Annotated in this window: 12 protein-coding genes and 1 pseudogene; 8 read left to right on the top strand and 5 right to left on the bottom strand. The window is 71.9% G+C overall.

What is annotated here, in order from left to right; genetic code table 11:
- The first annotated feature begins 3 nt into the window (after nucleotides 1–3).
- Entirely contained in the window at nucleotides 4–540 is a 537-nt protein-coding gene (locus tag ABT122_RS27675; protein WP_351557841.1) for an arginine repressor, read from the top strand.
- Nucleotides 541–850: 310 nt separating this feature from the next.
- On the opposite strand, the gene ABT122_RS27670 is transcribed toward ABT122_RS27675, so the two are convergent.
- Nucleotides 851–1,435 carry a pyridoxamine 5'-phosphate oxidase family protein gene (locus ABT122_RS27670; protein WP_351557839.1) on the bottom strand — a complete coding sequence of 195 codons (585 nt, stop codon included), beginning with the start codon at nucleotides 1,433–1,435 and terminating at the stop codon, nucleotides 851–853.
- 118 nt (nucleotides 1,436–1,553) lie between these two features.
- On the opposite strand from ABT122_RS27670, the gene ABT122_RS27665 reads away from it, so the two are divergent.
- Together ABT122_RS27665 and argH are read left to right on the top strand one after the other, a co-directional pair.
- On the top strand, nucleotides 1,554–2,747 hold the full coding sequence (locus ABT122_RS27665) for an argininosuccinate synthase (RefSeq protein WP_351557837.1): 1,194 nt from the start codon (nucleotides 1,554–1,556) through the stop codon (nucleotides 2,745–2,747).
- Between the two features lie 122 nt (nucleotides 2,748–2,869).
- Nucleotides 2,870–4,297, top strand: coding sequence for an argininosuccinate lyase (argH, locus tag ABT122_RS27660; protein WP_351557835.1), 1,428 nt, complete (start codon nucleotides 2,870–2,872; stop codon nucleotides 4,295–4,297).
- On the opposite strand, the gene helR is transcribed toward argH, so the two are convergent.
- Nucleotides 4,248–6,482, bottom strand: a complete 2,235-nt coding sequence (helR, locus tag ABT122_RS27655; protein WP_351557833.1) for an RNA polymerase recycling motor ATPase HelR — start codon at nucleotides 6,480–6,482, stop codon at nucleotides 4,248–4,250. The genes argH and helR overlap by 50 nt on opposite strands.
- Before the next feature lie 300 nt (nucleotides 6,483–6,782).
- On the opposite strand from helR, the gene ABT122_RS27650 reads away from it, so the two are divergent.
- Both ABT122_RS27650 and ABT122_RS27645 read left to right on the top strand, forming a co-directional pair.
- On the top strand, nucleotides 6,783–7,337 hold the full coding sequence (locus ABT122_RS27650; protein ID WP_351557831.1) for a TetR/AcrR family transcriptional regulator: 555 nt from the start codon (nucleotides 6,783–6,785) through the stop codon (nucleotides 7,335–7,337).
- Nucleotides 7,334–8,872 carry an MFS transporter gene (locus tag ABT122_RS27645; RefSeq protein WP_351557829.1) on the top strand — a complete coding sequence of 513 codons (1,539 nt, stop codon included), beginning with the start codon at nucleotides 7,334–7,336 and terminating at the stop codon, nucleotides 8,870–8,872. Before ABT122_RS27650 ends, ABT122_RS27645 begins: the two co-directional genes overlap by 4 nt.
- Before the next feature lie 61 nt (nucleotides 8,873–8,933).
- Here ABT122_RS27645 and ABT122_RS27640 read toward each other — a convergent pair whose 3' ends face one another.
- Nucleotides 8,934–9,623: a lysophospholipid acyltransferase family protein gene (locus tag ABT122_RS27640; protein WP_351557827.1), complete on the bottom strand. Its 690-nt coding sequence runs from the start codon at nucleotides 9,621–9,623 to the stop codon at nucleotides 8,934–8,936.
- A gap of 210 nt (nucleotides 9,624–9,833) precedes the next feature.
- On the opposite strand from ABT122_RS27640, the gene ABT122_RS27635 reads away from it, so the two are divergent.
- The 3 genes and pseudogenes from ABT122_RS27635 (at nucleotide 9,834) to ABT122_RS27625 (ending at nucleotide 11,894) form a co-directional block, all read left to right on the top strand.
- The gene (locus ABT122_RS27635; RefSeq protein WP_351557825.1) at nucleotides 9,834–11,057 is read left to right on the top strand and encodes a glycerophosphodiester phosphodiesterase; all 1,224 of its coding nucleotides are present in this window, start codon (nucleotides 9,834–9,836) and stop codon (nucleotides 11,055–11,057) included.
- 97 nt (nucleotides 11,058–11,154) lie between these two features.
- Nucleotides 11,155–11,349, top strand: a pseudogene (locus ABT122_RS27630) (sigma-70 family RNA polymerase sigma factor); the annotation flags it as partial.
- A 38-nt stretch (nucleotides 11,350–11,387) separates the two neighbouring features.
- Nucleotides 11,388–11,894, top strand: coding sequence for a GNAT family N-acetyltransferase (locus tag ABT122_RS27625; protein WP_351557823.1), 507 nt, complete (start codon nucleotides 11,388–11,390; stop codon nucleotides 11,892–11,894).
- 10 nt (nucleotides 11,895–11,904) lie between these two features.
- Here the strand turns inward: ABT122_RS27625 and ABT122_RS27620 are convergent, their stop codons facing one another.
- Entirely contained in the window at nucleotides 11,905–12,366 is a 462-nt protein-coding gene (locus ABT122_RS27620) for a hypothetical protein (protein WP_351557821.1), read from the bottom strand.
- 2 nt (nucleotides 12,367–12,368) lie between these two features.
- The gene (locus ABT122_RS27615; protein ID WP_351557819.1) at nucleotides 12,369–12,728 is read right to left on the bottom strand and encodes a hypothetical protein; all 360 of its coding nucleotides are present in this window, start codon (nucleotides 12,726–12,728) and stop codon (nucleotides 12,369–12,371) included.
- Nucleotides 12,729–13,252: the final 524 nt, after the last annotated feature.

Raw genomic sequence — 13,252 nt, 5'->3', positions numbered from 1 at the left:
ACGATGACCGAGGCGCAGGACTCCGAGCAGGGCGGGCAGGCGGTGCCGCAGACCCGTATGGCCCGCCACCGTCGGATCGTGGACATCCTCAACCGGCAGCCGGTGCGCTCCCAGAGCCAGCTGGCGAAGCTCCTCGCGGACAACGGGCTGAGCGTCACTCAGGCGACGCTCTCCCGGGACCTCGACGAGCTGGGTGCGGTGAAGATCCGCAACACCGGTGGGGAGCTGATCTACGCGGTGCCGAGCGAGGGCGGGTTCCGCACTCCGCAGGCGCCGCTCGGGGAGTCCGCGAAGGAGGAGCGGATGCGGAGGCTCTCCGCGGAGCTGCTGATCTCCGCGGAGGCGTCGGCGAATCTGGTGGTGCTCCGGACGCCGCCGGGGGCGGCGCAGTTCCTCGCCTCGGCCATCGATCAGGCCGAGCTGCACGACATCCTCGGGACGATCGCCGGGGATGACACGCTGATGCTGATCAGCCGGCATCCCACCGGGGGGCAGGCTCTGGCGGACCACCTCCTCCGCCTGGCCCAGAAGGAACGCTGACCAGCAACCCGATCCCATCCGCCCCCTCCGGGCCTCGGTCGGGGGCCGGCCCCCGAACCCCCGCTCCTCAATCGCCGGAGGGGCTGAGGTGTGCGCCCCGGCGGGGCTGTGGGGTGCGGCTCCATCTCTCCCAGAGCTGCCTCGGGGAGGTTTCCCCCGGACAGGCCGAGCAACCTCAGCCCGTCCGGGGGCACCTCCCGGAGGCAGCTCTGGGGGAGTTTGAGGACGGACCCCGCGCCACGGGACCCTCCGGGGGCGCCCCCCGCGCCCCAGGCCCCCGCCCCGGAACCACCCCCCGGAGGGAAAACCCTCAGGCCGTGCGCCGCGGCAGCGGCAGAGGGAGGGCCGGGAGGCCGTCCAGGCTCACCCCCATCCCCTTCTTCTCGCAGTACACCGCGAACTCCTCCTCCGACTTCCGCCCGAAGTGCTCCGCGTGCTGCGTCCGCTCCTCCCGGTAATCCAGGAACGGCACCGCGAACCCGCACGCGTCCGAGACCCGCTCCGCCCGCACCACGATGATCGCCCGCGCCCCCGGCCCGTCCACCTCCGTGAAGTGCTTGATCAGCTCCTCCCAGCGCGGGTCGTCCCGGAAGACCGCCTCCCCGCTCCCGTACACCCGCAGCACCTTCGGCGGCCCGGAGAAGGCGCACCACATCAGCGTGATCCGGCCATTCCCCTCCTGGCGCAGATGCGCGATCGTCTCGGCGCCGCTGCCGCCGAAGTCCAGATAGGCCACGGTCAGGTCGTCGAGGACGACCAGGGTGCCGCTGCGGCCCTTGGGGGAGAGGTTGATGTGCCCGTCGCCGCCGAGCGGGGCGGTGGCCGTGAAGAACACGGGCTGCTGCTCGATGAATGCGCGGATGCGTCCGTCTATTCGTTCGTAGAGCTTTGCCATGCACGGATTATCCGGCGACCCCCCGCCCCGGCGCGCCCCCAATATCCGTCGACGTTGACGAAACATGCGTAACGCTGCATACTTATTCCATCATCGACTGCACCGTAAGGAGAATCCCGTGACCGAGCGCGTCGTACTCGCCTACTCAGGCGGTCTGGACACCTCTGTCGCCATCGGCTGGATCGCCGAGGAGACGGGCGCCGAGGTCATCGCCGTCGCCGTGGATGTCGGCCAGGGCGGCGAGGACCTGGATGTCATCCGCAAGCGCGCGCTCGCCTGCGGTGCCGTCGAGGCCGAGGTCGCCGACGCCAGGGACGAGTTCGCCGATGAGTACTGCCTCCCGGCGATCAAGGCCAACGCCCTGTACATGGACCGGTACCCGCTGGTCTCCGCGCTCTCCCGGCCCACGATCGTCAAGCACCTGGTCGCCGCCGCGAAGAAGCACAACGCCGGCATCGTCGCCCACGGCTGCACCGGCAAGGGCAACGACCAGGTCCGCTTCGAGGCCGGCATCTCCGCCCTCGGACCCGATCTGAAGTGCATCGCCCCGGTCCGGGACTACGCCATGACCCGCGACAAGGCCATCGCCTTCTGCGAGGAGAAGCAGCTCCCGATCGTCACCACCAAGAAGTCCCCGTACTCCATCGACCAGAACGTCTTCGGACGGGCCGTGGAGACCGGATTCCTGGAGGACATCTGGAACGCGCCGATCGAGGACGTCTACGAGTACACCTCCAACCCCGCCGAGCCGCGCGAGGCCGACGAGGTCGTCATCTCCTTCGAGGCGGGCGTCCCGGTCGCCATCGACGGCCGCCCCGTCACCGTCCTCCAGGCGATCCAGCAGCTCAACGAGCGGGCCGGCGCCCAGGGCATCGGCCGGATCGACATCGTCGAGGACCGGCTCGTGGGCATCAAGTCCCGTGAGGTGTACGAGGCCCCCGGCGCGATCGCGCTGATCACCGCCCACCAGGAGCTGGAGAACGTCACCGTCGAGCGCGAGCTGGCCCGCTACAAGCGGCAGGTCGAGCAGCGCTGGGGCGAGCTGGTCTACGACGGCCTCTGGTTCTCCCCGCTCAAGCGCGCTCTGGACGGCTTCATCAACGAGGCCAACCAGCATGTCACCGGTGACATCCGGATGACCCTGCACGGCGGCCGTGCCGTGGTCACCGGCCGCAGGTCGGACAAGTCGCTGTACGACTTCAACCTCGCCACCTACGACACCGGCGACACCTTCGACCAGTCCAAGGCGCAGGGCTTCATCGAGATCTTCGGCCTCTCCTCGAAGATCGCCGCCCGGCGCGACCTCGTCTGACCGCACGCCGCGCCGCGCACCACCGCCGCCCCCCTCCTCGTCGACGGGGCGGCGGCGGCCCGGTCCCGCCCGCCCGTGCACCGGTCCCGGCCCCGCACCCACCCCTCCGAGGAGATTCAGCAGTGAGCAGCAACAACGGTGATGTCCGGCTCTGGGGCGGACGGTTCGCCGACGGCCCCGCCGAGGCGCTGGCGGCGCTCTCCGCCTCCGTCCACTTCGACTGGCGCCTCGCGCCGTACGACATCGCCGGCTCACGCGCCCACGCCCGGGTCCTGCACACGGCGGGCCTGCTCGACGCGGACGAGCTGACCCGGATGATCGCCGGGCTCGATCTGCTGGAGGCCGATGTGGCCTCGGGCGACTTCGTGGGCACGGTGGCCGACGAGGACGTCCACACCGCCCTGGAGCGGGGCCTGCTGGAGCGCCTCGGCCCCGACCTCGGCGGCAAGCTGAGGGCCGGCCGCTCCCGCAACGACCAGGTCGCGACCCTCTTCCGGATGTACCTCCGCGACCACGCCCGGATCATCGGCGGTCTGATCGCGGATCTCCAGGACGCGCTGGTGGGCCTCGCCGAGGCACACCCGGACGTCGCCATGCCGGGCCGTACGCATCTCCAGCACGCCCAGCCCGTCCTCTTCGCCCACCATGTGCTCGCCCATGTCCAGTCGCTCTCCCGGGACGCGGAGCGGCTGCGCCAGTGGGACACCCGTACGGCGGTCTCGCCGTACGGCTCCGGGGCGCTGGCGGGCTCCTCGCTGGGGCTCGACCCCGTGGCGGTCGCCGCCGATCTGGGCTTCGAGCGCGGCTCGGCGGGCAACTCCATCGACGGCACCGCATCGCGGGACTTCGCCGCCGAGTTCGCCTTCATCACCGCGATGATCGGCGTCAACCTCTCCCGGATCGCGGAGGAGATCATCATCTGGAACACGAAGGAGTTCTCCTTCGTCACCCTCCACGACGCGTTCTCCACCGGCTCCTCGATCATGCCGCAGAAGAAGAACCCGGACATCGCCGAGCTGGCGCGCGGCAAGTCCGGCCGGCTCATCGGCAACCTCACGGGCCTGCTGGCGACGTTGAAGGCGCTCCCCCTCGCGTACAACCGCGACCTCCAGGAGGACAAGGAGCCGGTCTTCGACTCCTGCGACCAGCTGGAGGTGCTGCTGCCCGCCTTCACCGGGATGATGGCCACCCTCACCGTCCACCGGGAGCGGATGGAGGAGCTGGCCCCGGCCGGCTTCTCGCTCGCCACGGACATCGCGGAGTGGCTGGTGCGGCAGGGGGTGCCGTTCCGGGTCGCCCACGAGGTCGCCGGTGAGTGCGTCAAGGAGTGCGAGAGCCGGGGCGTGGAGCTGAACGGACTGACGGACGAGGAGTTCGCGAAGATCTCCCCGCATCTGACCCCGGAGGTCCGCTCGGTCCTCGACGTCCCCGGCGCGCTGGCCTCCCGCGACGGCCGGGGCGGTACGGCCCCGTCCGCCGTGCGGACCCAGCTCGCCGAGGTCAAGGCCGATCTGGTGATCCAGCACGCCTGGGCCGAGGCCAAGCGGTAGGGCCCGGCCCGCCCGGGGACCCCGTCCCGCCCGGACCCCGGGGGCTGGTGAGGATCACCAGGCCGCTGGTCGCCCTGGTCATCGCGACATAGCGGTCCACCGCCCCCTCCACACCCTCGCCGAACGCCTCCGGGTCGACGAGGACGACCAGATCGAATTCCAGCCCCTTCGACAGCTCCGGGGTCAGCGACCGGACGCGGGGTGTCGCGCGGAAGGCGGGATCGCCGATGACACAGGCGGTCCCGTCGGCGTGCGCGGCGAGCCAGGAGTCGAGGACCGGGCCGAGCTCGGCGGTGGAGCCGTGGAGGACGGGGACGTGGCCGCTCCGGACGGAGACCGGCACATTGGCGTCCGGGAGCACGGCACGGATCACCGGCTCGGCCTCCGCCATGATCTCCTCCGGCGTCCGGTAGTTGACGCTCAGGGAGGCCAGGCGGACCCGGTCGACGCCGATCCGTTCGAGCCGCTCCCGCCAGGACTCCGTGAACCCGCGCCGGGCCTGGGCGCGGTCGCCGACGATGGTCAGGCTCCGGGACGGGCAGCGCAGCAGCAGCATCTGCCACTCCGCGTCGGTCAGCTCCTGGGCCTCGTCCACGACGATGTGCGCGAACGGCCCGGCGAGCCGATCCGGTCGGCGGCCCGCGAACGCGCTCTCGTCGACCAGACTGTTTCTGAGGTCCTCCCCGCGCAGCATGGTCACCACGCCCTCGCCGTCGTCGTCGGCCGCCAGCAGGGCGTCGACGACCCGGGTCATGTGCGCGCGTTCGGCGGCGACGGCGGCGGTGTGCCGGCGCTCGCGCCGCGCCGCCCCCGGGTCGCCGAGGCGCTGCCGCGCCGCGTCCAGGAGCGGCAGGTCGGAGACGGTCCACGCCCGGGGGGCCGGGCGCTGGAGCCGTGCCACCTCGTCCGGGGTGAGCCAGGGGGCGCACACGCGCAGATACGCGGGTACGGACCACAGGTCCCCGACCAGGTCGGCCGCCTCGATCAGCGGCCACGCGCGGCCGAAGGCCATGAGCAGCTCCCGGTTCCGGCGCAGTGACGCGCGGAGCTGCTCGTCGGGGACGTCGCCGTCGTGCAGGTCCACCAGGATCGTGAGCAGCTCCTCCCAGACCTGCTCGCGCGCCTCGTTGTGCGGGGTGCCGGGGTCCGCGGCCCCGAACGCCGCGGCCCAGTCGTCGGCGCCCAGCGGGATGTCGGACCAGGGGGTGGTGACCGTCATGCCCTGGGCGGGCGGCTCCTCGTAGAAGCGGACGGCCGCCTCGATCGCCCCGACCAGGCGGGCGGAGGACTTCAGCCCGGCCACCTCCGGGTCGGTCTCGGCCACCGCCCCGGCTCCCTCGGCGACGAGGTCCCGCAGGGTGCAGATCTGTACGCCCTCCTCCCCGAGGCTGGGCAGGACATCGGAGACATACCCCAGGTAGGGCTCGTGCGGGCCGACGAACAGGACGCCGCCCCGGCGGTGCGCGAGACGCGGGTCCGCGTGCAGCAGATAGGCGGCGCGGTGCAGGGCGACGACGGTCTTCCCGGTGCCGGGGCCGCCGTCGACGACGAGGGCACCCCGGGAGCCCGCGCGGATGACGGCGTCCTGGTCGGCCTGGATGGTGCCGAGCACATCGCGCATCCGCGCCGAACGGTCGCCGCCGAGACTGGCGATGAAGGCGGACTGGTCGTCGAGCGCGGCGTGCCCGGCGAACCCGTCCCGGGTGAACACCTCGTCCCAGTAGTCACCGACCCGGCCGCCGCTCCAGCGGTACCGGCGACGGCTCGCGAGCCCCATCGGATGGGCGTGGGTGGCCCCGAAGAACGGCTCGGCGGCGGGTGAGCGCCAGTCGAGCAGCAGCCGGCGGCCCGTGCTGTCGGTGAGTCCGAGCCGTCCGATGTACACGGGGTCGCCGCCGTCGGCGCCGACCATGCGCCCGAGACAGAGGTCCAGCCCGAAGCGGCGCAGGGTCCGCAGCCGCGCGGTCAGCCGGTGCACCTCCATGTCCCGGTCCATCGCCTGCCGGCCGATGCCACCGGGTGCCCGGCGCTCGGTGTCGAGACGGTCGGAGAGATCGGCGACCGAGTGCGCGAGGCACTCCGCGATGGCCGCGAAGTGCTGCTCATCGCCGGCGATCAGCGCGGGGTCGGCTTTGGCGGCGAGGCGGTCGGGAAGGTCGAACGCGCTGGTGGGGAGGGGTTTCAACGGCGTGGCTCCGATCTGGGGGCCATCGGCGCCCCCGGCTTCGATCGGCGATTCTGGGCCATACCCGGGGCCTTGCGGCAAGCCCCCCGGTGCGCTATAAATTGGCTATGGCCAGGAGAGTCAGCTCTCCCGGCCTTTTCTTCTGCCCCGACACCCTGCCGAGCGCTGCCCCGACCCCCCGCCGAGCGGCCCGGGCGCGCGGGCCGCGGCTCCGTCATGCGGCTCCGTCATGCGGCCCCGGAGGGCACGGCGCGGATATTCAATGAGACATTCGTGTCTCAATCTGCATATGATTGTCTCATGACTGTCGACCGTGAGCAGGTGCTGAGAAAGGCCGCCGCCCTGCTCTCCCGCAAGGCCACCGCCACCATGGACGAGGTCGCCCGGGCCGCGGGTATCGGGCGGGCCACGCTGCACCGGCACTTCGCCGGCCGGGACGCGCTGGTGCGGGCGCTGGAGGACTTCGGGCTGACGGAGTTCGAGACCGCCGTCGAGGCGGCCCGGCTCCATGAGGGCAGCGCCACCGAGGCGCTGCGGCGGCTCGTGGCGGCATCCGAGTCCGCCTCCGGGCTGCTCTCGTTCCTCATCACCGAGAACCAGCTCTTCGAGGGCGCGGAGATGAACGAGGGCTGGAACCGGATCGACGACCGGATCGCCGCCCTCTTCCTGCGCGGCCAGGAAGAGGGGGACTTCCGGATCGACCTCACCGCCACCTGGCTCACGGACGCCCTCTACGGGCTGATCACCTCGGCCGCCTGGGCCGTCCAGTCCGGCCGGGTGGCCGCCAAGGACTACGAAACGATGATCGCCGAGCTGGTGCTCGGCGGCTGCACACGACGGAGCGTGAAGCAATGACCGGCACCGACCTGAAGGCGCAGGAGACCGTCCGCGCGCCGGGCCGCTGGCTGGCGCTCGCCGTTCTGGTGTTCGCCGTGCTGCTGGTCGCGGTCGACGCCACCGTACTGGGTCTCGCGACCCCGTACCTGAGCGAGGACCTCAAGCCCTCCGGCACCCAGCTGCTGTGGATCGGTGACGTCTACTCCTTCGTCATCGCCGGTCTGCTGATCTCCATGGGCAGCCTCGGCGACCGCATCGGCCGCAAGAAGCTGCTGCTCGTCGGCGCCGTGGCGTTCGGCGCCGTCTCGGTGCTCAACGCCTACGCCACCAGCCCCGAGGCGATGATCGTGGCGCGCGCCCTGCTCGGTGTCGCCGGCGCCACCCTGATGCCGTCCACGCTCGCCCTGATCCGCAACCTCTTCCACGACCCCAAGGAACGCAGCATCGCCGTCGGCATCTGGGGCGCCGCGGCCTCCGCCGGCGCCGCCGTGGGCCCCGTAGTCGGCGGGGTGCTCCTGGAGCACTTCTGGTGGGGCTCGGTCTTCCTGATCAACCTGCCGGTCATGGCCGTGCTGGTCGTCGTCGGCATCAAGCTGCTCCCCGAGTCGCGCAACCCCGACCCGGGCCCCTGGGACCTGATAAGCGTCGCGCTCTCGCTGATCGGCATGGTCTCCGTGGTCTACGCGATCAAGGAGCTGGCCGTGCACGGCGCCGGTCTCGGTGTCGCCGCGTCCGCCGTCATCGGCATCGGCGCCCTCGTCTGGTTCGTCCGCCGGCAGTTGACGCTGCCGTCACCGCTGCTGAACGTCCGGCTCTTCCACAACCGGGGCTTCTCCGGCGCTGTCCTGGCGGATCTGCTGACCATTCTGGGCCTCTCCGGGCTGGTCTTCTTCCTCTCGCAGTTCCTCCAGCTCGTCCAGGGCCGCTCGCCGCTGGAGGCCGGTCTGATCGAACTCCCCGCCGCCGTCGGCGCCGTGATCTCGGGTCTGCTGGCCGGTTATCTCGCCCGCCGGGCCTCGGTGCGCAGCGCCGTCTCCGGCGGACTGACGGCCGTCGGCCTCGCGCTCGGCTCCTGTGTGCTGCTGACCGCCGACACCGCCCCCCTGGCCATGGGGCTCGCGCTCTTCCTCGGCGGCCTCGGCGCGGGGCTCGCCTTCACGGTGACGGCCGATGTCATCCTCTCCAGCGTCCCCAAGGAGCAGGCCGGCGCGGCGTCCGCGGTCTCCGAGACCGCGTACGAACTGGGCGCGGCGCTCGGTATCGCCCTGCTCGGCTCGGTGGTCACCGGTGTCTACCGGGGCTTCACCGTCCCCGAGGGCGTCCCCGCCGGGACCGCCGACGCGGCCAGGGACTCCCTCGGCGGCGCCGCCGACGCGGCGCAGTCGCTGCCCCCGGAGCAGGGCACGGCGCTGCTCTCCTCCGCGCAGGGCGCGTTCGCGGACGGGTTCCACCTGGCCGGTGCCGTCGGCTCGGCGGTCCTGCTGCTCACCGCCGTCGCCGCCTGGTTCCTGCTGAAGGGCCAGCGCCTGGAGGACGGCATCGAGCACCCCTGAGCGCGGATACGACACAGGGCCGGACCCCGAATCGGGGTCCGGCCCTGCGTCATGACCGCGCTCAGGCGGCCTTGGCCTTGGTGGCGTACATGTCCACGTACTCCTGGCCGGAGAGCCGCATGACCTCCGTCATCACCGAGTCCGTGACCGCCCGCAGCACATAGCGGTCGCGGTCCATCCCCTCGTACCGCGAGAACTCCATCGGCGCGCCGAAGCGCAGCGTCACCCGGCCCGGGCGCGGCAGCCCCGATCCGCCGGGCTGGAGCTTGTCCGTGCCGATCACCGCGAACGGCACCACGGGCGCGCCGGTCATCAGGGTGAGCCGGGCGATGCCGGTACGGCCCCGGTAGAGCCGTCCGTCGGGGGAGCGGGTGCCCTCGGGGTAGATGCCGAAGACCCGGCCCTCCTCCAGCACCCGGCGCCCCGTCATCAGGGCCGCCACTCCGCCGTTCGCGCCGTCCCGGTCCACCGGGATCATGCCGACACCGATGAAGAACCACGCCATCGCCCGGCCCTTGAGGCCCTTCCCGGTGACGTACTCGTCCTTGCCGATGAAGTACACCGGGCGGGAGCAGACCAACGGCATGATCATCGAGTCGATGAAGGTGAGGTGGTTCCCGGCCAGAATGACGGGGCCGGAGCCCGGGATGTTCTCCACGCCTTCCACACGGGGGCGGAACATCAGCCGCAGAAACGGTCCTAGGACGGCCTTGATGACAGTCAAGCGGGACAACGGGTCCTCCGGTGTCATGGACGGACGGTGGCGTGGCCGGCCCGGGTCCGGGCAGGTGAGGACGATACTCGCGGATCATGCCCGACCGCACATCGGGTTCACGAACCGGATACGAAGCGTTGACACCTCTTTGCGCCACGTTCTCCCAGGGTCTTCCCGGTGGAAGCCCGCCCTCCCTAGCGTCGGGGACTGCCTGACAGGTGCGGGACATCACACGGAGGAGCCTCGATGACACAGGGCGCGACCAGCGGCACGGACCACGGCGGTGGCCACGGCACGGACCGGGGGAGGGGTACGGGTCCGGGGCGGCGGACGCTGCTCGGCGCGGCGGTCCTCGGCGGCGCCGCACTCGGGGCCGGCGGCGCGGCGGCGGCCCCGGCCGCCGCGGCCGGACGGCACCCCGGCCGCCCCGGCTCCCACCGGGACCTGCCCGTCCCCACGGTGATCGCGCACCGGGGCGCCAGCGGCTACCGCCCCGAGCACACCATCGGCGCCTATCAGCTCGCCCTCGACATGGGCGCCGACGTCATCGAACAGGATCTCGTGCCCACCCGGGACGGCCATCTGGTGTGCCGTCACGAGAACGACATCACCGGCACCACCGATGTCGCCGAGCACCCGGAGTTCGCCGCCCGCAGAACCACCAAGAAGGTCGACGGCACCACCCTCACCGGCTGGTTCACCGAGGATTTCACCCTCGCCGAGCTGAAGACCCTCCGCACCCGGGAGCGGATCGCGCGCAACCGCCCCAAGAACACCCTCTACAACGACCGCTGGACCATCCCCACCTTCGACGAGGTGCTGCGCTGGGCCGAGCGGGAGGGCCGCCGCCGGGGCCGTCCGGTCTGGCTCCACGCCGAGACCAAGCACCCCACCTACTTCCGGGGGCTCGGGCTCGGCCTGGAGGAGCCGCTCGCCCGGCTGCTGCGCCGCCACGGCCGCCACCGCGCCGGCTCGCCGGTCTTCCTCCAGTCGTTCGAGCCGGGCAGCATGCGCCGGATGGCCCGGCTCGTCTCCTCGCCGAGGGTGGTGCTGCTCTCCGCCGCCGGCGACCGGCCCTGGGACTTCGTCGAATCGGGGGACCCGCGCACGGTCGCCGACCTCATCACCCCCGAGGGGCTGAGGTGGATCGCCTCCTTCGCCCAGGGCATCGGCCCCACCCTGGACCTCGTCATCCCCCGGCGCGCGGACGGCACCCTCGGCAGTGCGACGACGCTGGTGCGCGACGCCCACCGCAGGGATCTGATCGTCCATCCGTACACCCTGCGCAACGAGAACAGCTTTCTGCCCGCCGACTTCCGGCGCGACCACGGCCTCGATCCGGCCGTCGCCGCCAATGAGTACGGCGATGTGTTCGGCGCCTACCGGCGGTACTTCGCGACCGGGATCGATGGCATCTTCACCGACCACCCGGACACGGGTCTGCTGGCCGCCGCCGACTTCCGCGGCTGACCGCCGTGCCGGTCACGGCCCCCGCACGGCCCGGCGCCGGGAGGTGTCACCCGTCCGGAGGGCCGTGACCCCTCCGGGTGGTTTCGGGGGCCGCACCCGCACACCAGGAGCGTGGATGCGGTTGCCGGCTGCGATGTTGCCCCTGAATCGCCCCACTTACCGCGAAATCACAGGAGAGTTGGGTATCTCACAGAGAAGTCTGGGGCCCAACCGTTCCCGTTGCCTGGGATGCCTGCGCAGAATGCTCCCGGCAGAGGTTGCAGCTCCTGAACATGGGGGAATGGAGCGGTAGACAACCGGAGAGAACAGGTGAGCGGGAGGCATGCGCGCATGGGCATGAGCGTGACCATCTCAGCGGCGACGGCACAGGATGTGGAGCACATCCTCAAGCTGCAGTATCTGTGCTACCAGAGCGAGGCTGAGCTCTACGGCGACTATGCGATCGAGCCCCTCACCCAGTCACTCGACGATCTGCGCGCCGAGATCTCCGGCGGCCACGCGCTGGTCGCCCGCCTCGGCGACGAGGTGGTCGCCTCCGTGCGCGGCCGGGTCGACGAGCACGGCATCGCCCATATCTCCAAGCTGATCGTCCACCCCCGGATGCAGCGTCACGGCCTGGGCGGGCGGCTGCTCGACGCGATCGAGGACAGCTTCGCGGCCGAGCCGGCGCCCCAGCGGTTCCAGCTCTTCACCGGTCACCGCAGCGAGGGCAATCTCCGTCTCTACCGCAGCCGGGGGTACGTCCCGGTCGCCCGGGAGGAGGTCGGCCCGAGGCTCACCCTGGTCACCCTGGAGAAGGGCGCGGCCGGTATCGGGGCCTTCGTCACCAGCGCCTGAGCCGGCCCGCTCAGTTCTTCCGGGTGCCGCTCCCGGGGGCCGCGCCACGGGCGCGGCGCAGCCAGAGCATTCCGGTGACCGGCAGGAGGACGGGGATGAAGAGATAGCCCATGCCGTACTCCGACCACACCGTGGAGTCGGGGAAGGCGGCCGGGTCCAGCACCGTCCACGTACCGACGATCAGCACCCCGGCCAGCTCGGCGGCGCAGCACACCAGCGCCGCCCTGCGGGCCCTCTCGCCGCCGCGCACCAGGGTGTAGGTGATGAAGGCGTACACGACGGCGGCGACGGCGGAGAGCGAGTGCGCGAGCGGGGCGGTGTCGAAACGGACGGCGATCTCATAGGCCGACCGCGACACCGCCCCGACCGACATCACCGAGTACAGCCACACCAGCAGCAGGCCGGGGCCCGCGACCAGCCTGGTCCGCGCCCCGTCCTCGGTGTCCTTCTCCCCGGTGGTGGGCTCGGGCATGGTCAGCCTCCCCAGATGTCGTGGAGCCGGACCTGGAGCACCGCGAGCACCACGGCCCCGGCGGCCACGGTCGCCGAACCCCAGCGGGTCCGCTCCGCCAGCGAGAGGAAGCCGGCGGCCGGGACCGCGGCGAACGCGCCGATCAGATAGACGACGAAGATCGTCGCGCCCTCGTGGGCCTCCGCGCCGCCCGCCAGCCGGACGATGCCCACCACCAGCTGCGCCAGCGCCAGCAGGGACACCACGGCCATGCCGATGAAGTGCCAGTCCTTGGTCGGCTGGTCGCGGAATGCGGCGAGACCGCACCAGGCGGCGAGGGCGAGCGCGGTCACGGAGACCGCGACCGTCAGGGCGTCGAGCATGCCCCCGAGAGTATTACGCCCCTTCTCCCGCGCCCGCCCCCACCCCGTCCCCCACCTGTCCCGGCACCCCCGGGAAACCCAGAGGCAGCCCTGGGGAATTCCGAGGACAGGACCCCGCACCACGGGCAACCCGAGCAATCCCAGCCCGTCCGGCAAACCCAGCCCGTCCGGCGTTTGAGGACGGACCCTGTGCCACAGGGAGCCCGAGCAAACCAGCCCGTCCGGCAAACCCAGCCCGTCCGGCGCTTGAGGACGGACCCCGCACCACAGGAAACCCGAGCAAACCAGCCCGTCCGGCGTTTGAGGACGGACCCTGTGCCACAGGGAGCCCGAGCAAACCCAGCCCGTCCGGCAATCCCAGCCCGTCCGGCGCTTGAGGACGGACCCCGCACCACAGGAAACCCGAGCAAACCAGCCCGTCCGGCGCTTGAGGACGGACCCTGTGCCACAGGACCCCGCACCCTGCGGGCCACGGGGGGGGGGGCGCCCCCCCCACCCCCCCCCCCGCAGGACGGCGGGGCCGG

This window comes from Streptomyces sp. NPDC001985, from assembly GCF_040296845.1.
Taxonomy (GTDB): Bacteria; Actinomycetota; Actinomycetes; order Streptomycetales; family Streptomycetaceae; genus Streptomyces.
The sequence above is the reverse complement of the archived record's forward strand: the minus strand, read 5'-3'. Positions and strand labels throughout refer to the sequence as shown.

Coding starts and splice junctions, on each gene's coding strand:
- ABT122_RS27675 (WP_351557841.1), top strand. CDS start 4: ATGACCGAGGCGCAGGACTCCGAGCAGGGCGGGCAGGCGGTGCCGCAG.
- ABT122_RS27670 (WP_351557839.1), bottom strand. CDS start 1,435: ATGGCAAAGCTCTACGAACGAATAGACGGACGCATCCGCGCATTCATC.
- ABT122_RS27650 (WP_351557831.1), top strand. CDS start 6,783: ATGACTGTCGACCGTGAGCAGGTGCTGAGAAAGGCCGCCGCCCTGCTC.
- ABT122_RS27645 (WP_351557829.1), top strand. CDS start 7,334: ATGACCGGCACCGACCTGAAGGCGCAGGAGACCGTCCGCGCGCCGGGC.
- ABT122_RS27640 (WP_351557827.1), bottom strand. CDS start 9,623: ATGACACCGGAGGACCCGTTGTCCCGCTTGACTGTCATCAAGGCCGTC.
- ABT122_RS27635 (WP_351557825.1), top strand. CDS start 9,834: ATGACACAGGGCGCGACCAGCGGCACGGACCACGGCGGTGGCCACGGC.
- ABT122_RS27625 (WP_351557823.1), top strand. CDS start 11,388: ATGGGCATGAGCGTGACCATCTCAGCGGCGACGGCACAGGATGTGGAG.
- ABT122_RS27620 (WP_351557821.1), bottom strand. CDS start 12,366: ATGCCCGAGCCCACCACCGGGGAGAAGGACACCGAGGACGGGGCGCGG.
- ABT122_RS27615 (WP_351557819.1), bottom strand. CDS start 12,728: ATGCTCGACGCCCTGACGGTCGCGGTCTCCGTGACCGCGCTCGCCCTC.